The sequence below is a fragment of the Microvirga sesbaniae genome (genome assembly GCF_025460805.1).
GTDB classification, from domain to species: domain Bacteria; phylum Pseudomonadota; class Alphaproteobacteria; order Rhizobiales; family Beijerinckiaceae; genus Microvirga; species Microvirga sesbaniae.
The window spans coordinates 20,499-30,995 of the sequence record NZ_JAMXFJ010000050.1 but is presented as its reverse complement, the minus strand read 5'-3'; the positions used below and the strand labels follow the sequence as shown (position 1 = coordinate 30,995).

The window sequence follows — 10,497 nt, the reverse complement described above, 5'->3', positions numbered from 1 at the left end:
CATCCGATTGTCCCGGCCCGTCGAGCCTTTCTGATCCGGGCGCCCGATGATCAGCGGCGCAATCCGCTCCCACTGAGCATCGCTCAGCACCAAACGATCCAACACGCCCAAGACCGCCTCCCAAAAAACAGTCTTGAATCACGTCCTAACGCAAAAGGGAATCCTAAGAGTCCACAGAGCCTAGCGCATCGGACGGACCCAGAGGGCCGTCTTATCCGATGCGCCGGTTAAGAGAGGGAGCCTCGGATGAATCCCAAAAGTGGTGTCCACTTTTCACGTCCGAGGCTCTAGGCCACCGCCCGGCGCCTATTCGGCGGCCTCCTTCGTGGCCGGCGTCGTGGGCACGTTGCGCATGCCGCCCAGGACCTCCTCGGCCGAGGCCTTGTAGTTCTTCACGGAGCTCGTCCACTGGCCCCAGACGGTCGGGTCGATCTTGTCGCCGTTCCGGCCGAGATTCTGGAGGCGGCGCCGATCGTCGTCCGTCAGAACCTGCTTGGGCAGCGGCGGGAGGCTGCGGACGTCGTCGGCCGAGATGCCGAGCATCTCGCCCACCCGGGTCCCGTAATCGTCGTGCACCAGCAGGAGATGCCACACCATGCGCTCCTGAACGTCCCGCTCGCACTGGCCGAGCAGCGTGCCCAGGTTGAGGACGAGATCGTCCCGCTCCCAGTCCATCATCGTGCAGTAGCGGCCCCGGGCATGGATGTAGTCGTTGCGCCGCTCGATCACGCTGCGGGTCAGTCGCCCTTGGATCTCGGGTGGATTGTTCGGCTCCTCCCGCGGGGACTCGTGAAGGCCGTTATGGATCGACGGCTCATAGTTCACGTGCGGATTCTGCCCCGGGGCGAGATCGCGGCGGTAGGACATCTGCCCGCCGTTCAGGTTGGTCGACACCTTGGCGTTCTTGGCCTGGTTCACGGGCAGCTGCAGGTAGTTCGTGCCCACGCGGTAGCGCTGGGTGTCGGAATAGGAGAAGGTCCGTCCCACCAGCATCTTGTCGTCGGAGAAGTCGAGCCCGTCCACCAGGACGCCGGTCCCCATGGCGATCTGCTCGTTCTCGTTGAAGTGGTCCTCCACGTTGCGGTTCAGGGTCATGACTCCGACATGCCGCAACGGAAAGTCTTTCTCGGGCCAGATCTTGGTATCGTCCAGCGGATCCCAGTCGAGTTCGGAATGGTCATGGTCTTCCATGATCTGCACGTACAGGTCCCACTGGGGATATTCGCCGCGCTCGATCGCCTCGAAGAGATCCTTGGACGCCGAGCCGAGATCCTGTCCCTGCACCTTGGCGGCCTCCTCGGCCGTGAGGCTGGCGAGCCCGCACCGGGGATGGAAGTGATATTTCACCAGAACGGTGTCGCCTTGAGCGTTGACCATCTTGTAGGTGTTGACGCCGAAGCCCTCCATGTGCCGGTAGCTCGCCGGAATGCCGCGCGGGCTGAACAGATGGGTCAGCATGTGCATGGATTCGGGGGTCTGGCTCATGAAGTCGAAGATCCGGTTCGGCTCCTGGCGGAACGTGACGGGATCCGGCTTCAGCGAGTGGATGACATCGGGGAACTTGATGGCATCGCGGATGAAGAAAACCGCCAGGTTGTTGCCAACCAGATCCCAATTGCCGTCTTCGGTATAGAATTTCACCGCAAAGCCGCGTGGGTCGCGCGCGACTTCGGACGAATCGCGGCCGCCGATCACGGTCGAAAAGCGGATGGCCAGCGGGGTCTTCTTGCCGGCAGTCTGGAACAGCTTGGCTCTTGTATACTTCGAGGCGGGCTCGTCGCCGATCTTGCCGGTCACCTCGAGTTCGCCGTAACACACGAAGCCGCGGGCATGGACGACCCGCTCGGGGATCCGCTCGCGGTCGAAATGGGTGATCTTCTCAAGGAACTGATAGTTCTCCAGCGTGGCCGGCCCACGGCTGCCGACGGTGCGCTGGGACTGGTTGTTGGCGATAGGATGTCCCTGCCTGTTCGTCAGGACCTGATCGGAGGTTCCGGACGGTTCATGAGGGTTCTTGGCCATGGCGGTCTCCCTTGTTTGACCGGTTGATTGCGACACGCCCCCATCAGGACCTTAAGAACCCTCGGCGATCAGCGCCAATCGTTAATCCTGACGCACACGATCAGATTACCTGATCGGGCGCCGTTTCCTGATGGGAAGCATGTTTGCGGAGGCAACATCCGGAATCCGCAATGGTTGCGCGCAGGCCGATCCGAAATGGCTCGGGTCGGGGATCATCGTTCCAGCGTCCGAGGGTGGAGAACCATCATGACGCCGTCGGCGGCCCGGATGCCGGTTCGCTCAGCGGAACACCCGGTCACCCTGTTCGTCGATGATCTGCTTGCCCTTGGTGATCGCGAAGGTGGAAGCTTTGTCCTTGCTGGGATGGGTCTCGGCTCGCACGAACCGGTACTCCTTCATGCCGGTCTCGAAATCCTTCTCGATCACGCCTGCCGTCTGAAACCCGCCTTTGGCGGAATACGGTGCCGGCCGGATCCGAAACCCCTTGTATTCGACCGCATCGGCGGCCGGCTCCTCGTGCCCGCTGGCATGGCCTCCGCCTGCGAGCCGATTCCAGAGGTCCTTCAAGATCGATGCCATGGCTGTCCCTGAACGAGGGTTGATTCGAGAAGCTGCAGGATAGCCGGGACGGAACCAGGGGGCGAATCCTCCAAGCTGTCCCATCACGATCCGATGATCGCGACGAAGCACGGCTTCGATCGTCTTGACGGCCGGCCTCGTGCAGCCAACTCTCGCTCCCATCCGGCTCATGAGATGCGGAGCTCCGCCATGAAACGTCGTCTTTTCGGATTATGTCTTTCCGGCGCTCTGGTGAGCGGCGGCGTGGCCGTCGCGCATCACGGCTGGGGCAGCTACGATGCGGGCCGCGTCATGACGATCACCGCCAATGTCGAGCGGGCTGATTGGGAGAACCCGCACGTCACCGTGGTCGTGCCCTATCAGGGGAAGAACTGGGACGCGGTACTCGCGCCTCCGTTCCGCATGAGCGCACGCGGGCTGAACCCGGACATGATCAAGCCCGGCACACAGATTGCGCTCGAAGGCTATCCCTCCACCCGCGCCGCAACAGAGATGAGAGCCGAACGGATTGTCGTGAGCGGCAGGACCTACGAACTGCGCTAGGACGCCATGTATCTCGACTTGCTCGCAGCGTTGGAGAGTTCCTGGCTCGGCCACGCGGGACGTCACTCCGCCTGGCTCTACACCGTCGCCAATCTGCTCCACGTGCTGGGGGCCGCCTTCGTGGTCGGGGGCATTGCGGTCTTCGATCTGAAGGTTCTGGCAGAGCATGGAAAGCGTGCCTGGGAGGTCGGGCGCTACGCCACTCCCCTCGCGGCCGTCGGTCTGGCGCTTCAGATCCCGACCGGAACATTGCTCCTCGCCGTCGAGGCCCGGGCGCTCGGTGTCAATCCTGCCTTTTACGTGAAGCTCGCCTTCATCGCGCTGGGGTTCGTCAACGTCGCGCTCTTCCATGCCCGCTTCGGAACCGCCCTACGGGCAGGCGCCTTGCCGGCCGAGGCCCGGATCTACGCGGTCATCTCGCTTCTTGCCTGGATCGTCGTGCTCTTGGCGGGACGAATGATCGCCTATTTGTAGCTTGGCACGTGGCTCTCATTCTTCACTCTTCAGTCCTTCCGAGCGGGGTCTTTCATGCGCTTGCTGCTGGCGCTTAGTGGCATTGCCCTCGGCTGCGGCGCGGCCCTGGCCAATCCGGGAGCATCGACGGAGACCGTCCAGCAGGCTCTGTGCCGGTTGATCGAGGGAGCTGCACGCACGCAGCAGATCCCCCACGATCTGCTCACCAGACTGATCTGGCAGGAAAGCTCGTTCCGCCCGCACGTCGTGAGCCCGGCGGGTGCGCAAGGGATTGCTCAGTTCATGCCGGGGACGGCTCGGGAACGGGGCCTCGCCGATCCCTTCGACCCCGAGCAGGCCATCCCCAAAGCCGCCGAGTTCATCGCCCACCTTGCGGAGCAGTTCGGCAATCTCGGGCTGGCGGCGGCCGCCTATAACGGCGGCCCTGCACGCGTGACGTCATGGCTCGCCGGCCAGGGCGGCTTGCCCGCCGAGACCAGGAACTATGTGATCGCCGTGACCGGCCGGCCCGCCGAGGAATGGGCCGCCGATGCGAAGGAGAAGCGGAATACCGATTGGAGCCCGTCCGGTGAGAGCTGCCAGCAGATCGTCGCCACACTGCGTATCCCTGGACGCGGCGAACCCACCGAGGCGCCTTTTGCGCCTTGGGGCGTTCAGCTTGCCGGCAATTTCTCGAAGGAACGGGCGCTCGCAACGTTCAGGCGCACCAGCCAAACCTACGCTTCGCTCCTGAAGGATGTGCGGCCCATGATCATCGGAACGCGGCTACGCTATCGTGGCACACGGACGTTCTATCGCGTCCGTGCCCCCGCCGAGACGCGGCAGGCTGCCGAGCAGCTATGCCGCAACATCCGCACGGCCGGCGGCAGCTGCATCGTGCTGCCAAGTTGAAAAAGCCTGCGCCGTTCGCACGGCGCAGGCTTTTCTGGGATTCCCGTTGGACGAAGCTGTCAGCGACGCTGAGGCCGGAGCGATCGGGCCAGTTCGCGGATGACGTTGTCCTCGATGTTGAGGTTCAGGTCGTTGTCGTCGCCCGCATCCTCATCGCCCATGTCTGCATCGACCGGAGCAGCGGGTCTGGACAGAACACCTCGTTGAGGCTGGGCGGCCCGCTCGTTCGCCTGCGCGGGAGCGGTCGGAGGAGCATTGCGCTGTCCGGTTCCGGCTTCAGCAGAGCTGCGTGCCGGTGCGTGGGGGGTATAGCCGCGGGGAGCGGAATACCGGTTCTCGAGGGTATCGAGCAGGCTGTTGAGAGCCGCATTCGACATCGGAACGTCGGGCGCCTGAGGCGCGCCCTCGAGGGCGATGGAACGATTTTGATAGGCCACTTCCGTGGTCACATCCGGCCCGAACCAGGACAGGGGCCGGAAATCTCTCGCTTCCTCATCGCTCTCGAACGGAACGGAGATCAGATCCAGCGGGCCTGGCGTCACGAAGCGGACGATCTGGATGTCGCGCGTGCCGACCGTGAGATGCGTGAGGAGATAATCAAGCTTGCCGGGCGTGACATCGAGAAGAGCCTCCGCATGGGCCCGGGGAACTTCGGTCCGCTCCTCGATGGGTCCGTTGGGGCCTGCATGGAGCAGGACGAGGCTGCCCTTATCGCCTTCTACGACCACGAAGGAGCTGCGGTCGGCCTGATTGGGGAAGTGGCCTTCCGTGACACGATTGCCTCCCCTCTCCTTGCGGATCAGGCGTGCAAGCGAGGAAGCAATAAGATAACGCCGGGAAGTAACCATATTGAGTTCTCTACTTTTGACGGGGCGCCACTTACCGGTGCGCAGAACCAGCAGCATGCATTCGCAGCCGAACGAAATTGCACTTCATTTTTCCACGCCAAGGAGCATGAAGGTGAATGCAATAATGTTTTGCCGCTGCAGAAGTTCAGGCCTGTAAGTACAAGTCCTCTTGGAAGCCTATGATGGCGTTCCCATGGCAAAGTTCAATGGACCGGACCAAAAGCTGCCCGAGTTTTGACGATAAAGTTAACGCTGGTTTGGATGTGGATGTGTATCTCACATCTGAATTTGAAAGCACGAACTACTTCGTGGTGAAAGGAGCGTCAAATTCACACGCCCGTGCATCACGTAAGTTAATGGCCTCGGCGTCGCGCTGAGCGAACGCCGAGGCCATGCGATGTGCGAGCGTAATTGAATTACTCGCTTCCCTTGGTCTTCGGCACGTAAGGACCGTTGCCGTCGAAGGTATAGGCGGTCTTCACCGTGGTGTAGAATTCCTGCGCGTAGCGGCCCTGCTCGCGCGGACCGTAGGACGAACTCTTCCGACCGCCGAACGGCACATGGTAATCGACGCCCGCGGTGGGCAGGTTCACCATCACCATGCCGGCCTCGGCATTGCGCTTGAAGTGATTGGCGTACTTCAGGCTCGTGGTGCAGATGCCCGACGAGAGGCCGAATGGCGTATCGTTGGCGAGCTCCAGCGCCTCGTCGTAATCCCTTGCGCGGGTCACCGTGGCAACCGGTCCGAAGATTTCTTCCCGCGCCACGCGCATCTGGTTGCTCACCTCGGTGAACAGCGCCGGCGCCAGATAGAAGCCGGGCGTCTCACGCTTCAGCAGTTCGCCGCCGGCGACCAGCTTGGCGCCTTCCTCCTGACCGATGCGGATATATTTCAGGTCCTGATCGAGCTGGCTCTGATCGACCACCGGACCGATATGCGTTCCGGCCTTCAGGGCGTCGTCGATGACGAGGCCCTGCATGCGCTCCTGCATGGCGGCCACGAACCTGTCATGGATGCCCTCGGTCACGATCAGCCGCGAGGAAGCGGTGCAGCGCTGGCCGGTGGAGAAGAAGGCGCTGTTGACCGCGCATTCCACGGCGACCTTCAGGTCGGCATCGTCGAGAACCACCATCGGGTTCTTGCCGCCCATCTCGAGCTGAACCTTCTTCATCGGGTCGGCCGTGATGCAGGTCTGGGCGACCTTGCGGCCCGTCGGCACCGATCCGGTAAACGAGATGGCCGACACCTTGGGGCTCTGGAGCATGGCTTCGCCCACCACCGAGCCGCGCCCCATCACCAGATTGAACACGCCCGCCGGCACGCCGGCCCGGATGATGATCTCGGACAAGGCATGGGCCGAACCCGGCACGAGATCGGCCGGCTTGAACACCACTGTGTTGCCGTAGGCGAGAGCCGGGGCGATCTTCCACGCGGGGATCGCAATCGGGAAGTTCCAGGGCGTGATCAGGCCGACGACGCCGACCGGCTCGCGGGTGATCTCCACGTCGATGAGGGGCCGCACGGACGGCACCTTCTCGCCGGCCATGCGCAGGCACTCGCCGGAGAAGAACAGGAAGATCTGAGCGGCACGGGTCACCTCGCCGATGCCTTCCGGCAGGGTCTTGCCCTCCTCGCGGGAGAGCAGGCGGCCAAGCTCCTCCTTGCGGGCCAGGATCTCGTCGCCCACGGCCTTGAGAATGTCGTGGCGCTGCTGGATCGAGGAGCGCGACCACGCCGGGAAGGCATCGTACGCCGCCGCAATCGCGCGCTCGGCCTCCGCCACAGAGGCGCGGGCATACTCGCCGACCACGTCGTTCGTGTTCGACGGATTGACGTTGGCCGAGGCTTCCGTCGCCGACAGCCACTCGCCCGCAATATAGTTCTTGGTCATCGTTAACCTGCCTGTCTGGTGTTGAGGAGGCCCCGTTGGGCCAGGTTGGACATGAGAGCGCTGATGCCGAAGGTCCACGGCTCGCATTCGGAGCTCGGCTTCATGCGGTTGACCAGCGCTCCAAGCTTGGGAGCCGCGATGGTGACGATGTCGCGGCTCTTGTGCGTGAAGCCCATGCCGGCCTCGTCCCGGTCCTGCGTGGGCGCGAACATCGTCCCGAGAAAGAGCGCGAATCCATCCGGGTACTGATGGTGGGGACCGATGGTCTGGGCAACGAGATCCTCGGGATCGCGGCTGATCTTCGTGATCGACGAGGAGCCTTCGAGCCTGAACCCGTCTTCACCCTCGACCGTCAGCGTCACCGTGGTCCGGCGCACGTCGTCGAGCGAGAAGGTTTCATCGAAGAACCGGATGAACGGTCCGACGGAGCACGATGCGTTGTTATCCTTCGCCTTCGAGAGCAGCAGCGCTGAGCGGCCTTCGAAGTCGCGCAGGTTCACATCGTTGCCGAGGGTGGCCCCGACGATCTTCCCCTGAGCCGTGACGATCACCACCACCTCGGGCTCCGGATTGTTCCAGGTGGATTTGGGGTGCAGGCCCGCATCCATGAAGGTGCCGACGGCCGAGAGCGTCGGAGCCTTGGTGAACACCTCCGCGTCGGGTCCGATGCCGACCTCGAGATACTGGCTCCACGCTCCCTGGGCGACGAGAACCTCCTTGAGGGCCATGGCCTCGGCCGACCCGGGCTTCAGACGGCTCAGATCGTCGCCCACGAGCCGCAGGACCTCGGCCCGGATGGCCGCGGCCGCGCTGGCGTCGCCCCGTGCCCGCTCCTCGATGACGCGCTCCAGCATGGAGACGGCGAAGGTGACGCCGGCTGCCTTGATGACCTGGAGATCAATCGGCGCCAGGAGCCAGGGTTTGGACGAATCACGGCTGTCTGGGGCCGTATTGCCGAGGATCTCTTCGAGCGACCCGATCCTCTCGCCCCTGGCCGCCTTCACCGCGTGTGCAGGATCCTCGAGAGCCGCAAGGCCGCTCACCGTCGGATAAGTCGAGGAAATATCGACGAGCCCGTCTTCCCTGACGGCGACCACGGAGGGTCCGATCCCAGGGCGCCAGACCCGTCCGACAAGAACTCCCTGCCATCCATCGTCCGGCAGAACTCGGGCTAACGTCGTCGAAGAAAAATGGTCCATTGGCTGGCGCTCGCTTCCTGTTGGGGCCGTTTTCCGCCCTTCCCGTGTGCGCCCTTGATATAGCCACCGTGGCGCGAGCGGCTATAGGGAAAATGACTTTCCCGGGCTCTGATCGGGAGAATGGGCGGAACAAATCCGGCTCGTGTTCCGTTGCGCCGCGCGTCAACGGGAGCACTCCCGACCGGGATATTCCACGTTGTGGACCCTGGAGGATGCCGGCGCCCGACCGGGACGGGTTAACCGGAGTCGAAAACTATGCTTTGTGCAGGCCGCATGACAGGAGTCCTATTCCATGGTTGACAGCAAGCCTTCAAATGCCGCGAGCCTCAACTCGCCATCCTACCGGCTGGCCGCCATGGACCAGGACTTCCTCCTGGGCGATTCCATGCGAGGGGTCCGGTTCATGCTGGAATATGCCAAGGCCGAGGAGAGCTTGCGCACCTGGGGTGTGCGATCGACCATCGTTGTCTTTGGCAGTGCCCGCGTTCATGAGAACGGCCCCGGAAAGCACCCATTCTGGTACGCGCAGGCCCGCGCCTTCGGGGCCATCGCGTCCGAGCGGGGCGGCGCCCTGACCGTCACCAGCGGCACGCGGGACAACGTAATCGCGACCGGCGGCGGTCCGGGCATCATGGAAGCGGCGAACAGGGGGGCCTTCGACGTCGGCGCACCGTCGATCGGGTTCAACATCACGCTGCCGCATGAGCAGGAGCCCAATGCCTATTCGACTCCGGACCTGACTTTCCGCTTTCACTACTTCGCCATGCGCAAGATGCACCTGGCCATGCGGGCCAATGCGCTCGTGGTGTTCCCAGGCGGGTTCGGCACCCTGGACGAATTGTTCGAGATCCTGACCCTTCGCCAGACCGGCAAGGCCCCGCCCCTGCCGATCGTCCTCTTCGACAGGGCCTATTGGCAATCGGTCATCAAGTTCGATGCCCTGCTCGAGCACGGCATGGTGAGCGAGCACGACCGCGGGCTCGTGAATTTCGCGGAGACGGCCGAGGATGTGTGGGTGTCTCTCGTCGAGAACGGCCTCGTCGTTCAGACCTTGGAGAGGGATGCCGAGCCGGATTTCTGAGGGCCGGACGCGGATCGAATTGATTTGACAAAACACGGGGGTTGAATTGTGATCCCTGTCATGGGGATCGCGATCTCCCCACGAGGCGACATGCCCAAGCATCGCATCCGCTCTCAACCGTTACGGATGCACCATGTCGTCATTCAACACCATCTCTCCTGAAAAACTGGCGCGCCTCGTCGGCACGCCCAAGTGCCCTCTTCTCATCGATGTCCGCACCGACGAGGACTTTGCAGGAGACCCCCGCCTCATTCCCGGCTCCCGGCGGAGGTCCTTCGAGACGGTCGCCGAATGGTCGGTTGGCCTTGAGGGCCGGACTGCCGTCGTGATCTGCCAGAAGGGGCTGAAGCTCAGCCACGGGGTCGCGGCCTGGCTGCGCCATGCAGGCGTGCCGGCGGACTCCCTCGAGGGCGGAGCGCTGGCCTGGGCACAGGCCGGGTTGCCCATGGTCCCGGCGGACCGGGTTCCGGCGCTCGATCGGCAAGGAAGGACGGTCTGGGTTACCCGCTCGCGACCCAAGATCGACCGGATCGCCTGCCCATGGCTGATCCGCCGTTTCGTCGATCCCGATGCCGTCTTCCTGTTCGTCCCGACCTCCGAAGTCCAAGGCGTGTCGGAGCGCTTCTCGGCAGCGCCCTTCGATATCGAAGGCGACGACATATTCTGGAGCCATCGCGGCGAGCTCTGCACCTTCGACGTCATGGTCGATGAGTTCGGGCTGTCCACCGCACCGCTGAAGCGGCTCGCCACCATCGTCCGAGGGGCCGACACGGCGCGGCTCGACCTGGCGCCCGAAGCGCCCGGGCTGCTCGCCGCCTCCCTGGGCCTATCCCGCATGTACGCGGACGACCTCGCCCAAGTCGAAGCCGGGCTTCTGCTCTATGATGCCTTCTATCGCTGGTGCCGTGATGCGACCGACGAAACGCACAATTGGCCTGCGAGAAAGCCGGGGGCATGACGTGAACGAA

At 63.6% G+C, this 10,497-nt stretch carries 10 protein-coding genes and 1 pseudogene; 5 read left to right on the top strand and 6 right to left on the bottom strand.

Going from position 1 to position 10,497, the window contains the following annotated elements; all coding sequences use genetic code 11:
• From OCW50_RS29815 to OCW50_RS29805, 3 genes and pseudogenes are all read right to left on the bottom strand, one after another.
• Positions 1 to 111 (bottom strand): annotated as a pseudogene (locus tag OCW50_RS29815) (IS5/IS1182 family transposase); the annotation flags it as partial.
• A 195-nt stretch (positions 112 to 306) separates the two neighbouring features.
• Positions 307 to 2,022 carry a catalase gene (locus OCW50_RS29810; protein ID WP_315974495.1) on the bottom strand — a complete coding sequence of 572 codons (1,716 nt, stop codon included), beginning with the start codon at positions 2,020 to 2,022 and terminating at the stop codon, positions 307 to 309.
• 279 nt (positions 2,023 to 2,301) lie between these two features.
• Positions 2,302 to 2,601 carry an HlyU family transcriptional regulator gene (locus OCW50_RS29805; protein WP_262300105.1) on the bottom strand — a complete coding sequence of 100 codons (300 nt, stop codon included), beginning with the start codon at positions 2,599 to 2,601 and terminating at the stop codon, positions 2,302 to 2,304.
• Between the two features lie 189 nt (positions 2,602 to 2,790).
• Between OCW50_RS29805 and OCW50_RS29800 the strand changes: the two genes are divergently transcribed.
• From OCW50_RS29800 to OCW50_RS29790, 3 genes are read left to right on the top strand one after another with little or no spacing between them, the layout of a single operon-like run.
• Positions 2,791 to 3,144, top strand: a complete 354-nt coding sequence (locus OCW50_RS29800; protein ID WP_262300104.1) for a DUF6152 family protein — start codon at positions 2,791 to 2,793, stop codon at positions 3,142 to 3,144.
• A gap of 6 nt (positions 3,145 to 3,150) precedes the next feature.
• The gene (locus OCW50_RS29795; protein ID WP_262300103.1) at positions 3,151 to 3,618 is read left to right on the top strand and encodes a hypothetical protein; all 468 of its coding nucleotides are present in this window, start codon (positions 3,151 to 3,153) and stop codon (positions 3,616 to 3,618) included.
• Positions 3,619 to 3,672: 54 nt separating this feature from the next.
• Positions 3,673 to 4,509 carry a lytic transglycosylase domain-containing protein gene (locus OCW50_RS29790; protein WP_262300102.1) on the top strand — a complete coding sequence of 279 codons (837 nt, stop codon included), beginning with the start codon at positions 3,673 to 3,675 and terminating at the stop codon, positions 4,507 to 4,509.
• A 59-nt stretch (positions 4,510 to 4,568) separates the two neighbouring features.
• Here OCW50_RS29790 and OCW50_RS29785 read toward each other — a convergent pair whose 3' ends face one another.
• The 3 genes from OCW50_RS29785 to OCW50_RS29775 form a co-directional block, all read right to left on the bottom strand.
• The gene (locus OCW50_RS29785) at positions 4,569 to 5,357 is read right to left on the bottom strand and encodes a CYTH domain-containing protein (RefSeq protein WP_262300101.1); all 789 of its coding nucleotides are present in this window, start codon (positions 5,355 to 5,357) and stop codon (positions 4,569 to 4,571) included.
• Positions 5,358 to 5,773: 416 nt separating this feature from the next.
• Complete coding sequence (locus tag OCW50_RS29780; protein ID WP_262300100.1) at positions 5,774 to 7,249, bottom strand: aldehyde dehydrogenase family protein; 1,476 nt, start codon at positions 7,247 to 7,249, stop codon at positions 5,774 to 5,776.
• Positions 7,250 to 7,251: 2 nt separating this feature from the next.
• On the bottom strand, positions 7,252 to 8,448 hold the full coding sequence (locus tag OCW50_RS29775; RefSeq protein WP_262272729.1) for a fumarylacetoacetate hydrolase family protein: 1,197 nt from the start codon (positions 8,446 to 8,448) through the stop codon (positions 7,252 to 7,254).
• Between the two features lie 292 nt (positions 8,449 to 8,740).
• Here OCW50_RS29775 and OCW50_RS29770 point away from each other — a divergent pair, with 292 nt between their 5' ends.
• Together OCW50_RS29770 and OCW50_RS29765 are read left to right on the top strand one after the other, a co-directional pair.
• Positions 8,741 to 9,529 (top strand): LOG family protein, encoded by a 789-nt coding sequence (locus tag OCW50_RS29770; protein ID WP_262300099.1) that lies wholly within the window; start codon positions 8,741 to 8,743, stop codon positions 9,527 to 9,529.
• A gap of 133 nt (positions 9,530 to 9,662) precedes the next feature.
• Positions 9,663 to 10,487: a chromate resistance protein ChrB domain-containing protein gene (locus tag OCW50_RS29765; protein WP_262300098.1), complete on the top strand. Its 825-nt coding sequence runs from the start codon at positions 9,663 to 9,665 to the stop codon at positions 10,485 to 10,487.
• Positions 10,488 to 10,497 lie beyond the last annotated feature (10 nt).

Excerpts from the sequence above, each read along its gene's own strand:
- OCW50_RS29810 (WP_315974495.1), bottom strand. The coding sequence starts at position 2,022 with ATGGCCAAGAACCCTCATGAACCGTCCGGAACCTCCGATCAGGTCCTG.
- OCW50_RS29805 (WP_262300105.1), bottom strand. The coding sequence starts at position 2,601 with ATGGCATCGATCTTGAAGGACCTCTGGAATCGGCTCGCAGGCGGAGGC.
- OCW50_RS29800 (WP_262300104.1), top strand. The coding sequence starts at position 2,791 with ATGAAACGTCGTCTTTTCGGATTATGTCTTTCCGGCGCTCTGGTGAGC.
- OCW50_RS29795 (WP_262300103.1), top strand. The coding sequence starts at position 3,151 with ATGTATCTCGACTTGCTCGCAGCGTTGGAGAGTTCCTGGCTCGGCCAC.
- OCW50_RS29790 (WP_262300102.1), top strand. The coding sequence starts at position 3,673 with ATGCGCTTGCTGCTGGCGCTTAGTGGCATTGCCCTCGGCTGCGGCGCG.
- OCW50_RS29785 (WP_262300101.1), bottom strand. The coding sequence starts at position 5,357 with ATGGTTACTTCCCGGCGTTATCTTATTGCTTCCTCGCTTGCACGCCTG.
- OCW50_RS29780 (WP_262300100.1), bottom strand. The coding sequence starts at position 7,249 with ATGACCAAGAACTATATTGCGGGCGAGTGGCTGTCGGCGACGGAAGCC.
- OCW50_RS29775 (WP_262272729.1), bottom strand. The coding sequence starts at position 8,448 with ATGGACCATTTTTCTTCGACGACGTTAGCCCGAGTTCTGCCGGACGAT.
- OCW50_RS29770 (WP_262300099.1), top strand. The coding sequence starts at position 8,741 with ATGGTTGACAGCAAGCCTTCAAATGCCGCGAGCCTCAACTCGCCATCC.
- OCW50_RS29765 (WP_262300098.1), top strand. The coding sequence starts at position 9,663 with ATGTCGTCATTCAACACCATCTCTCCTGAAAAACTGGCGCGCCTCGTC.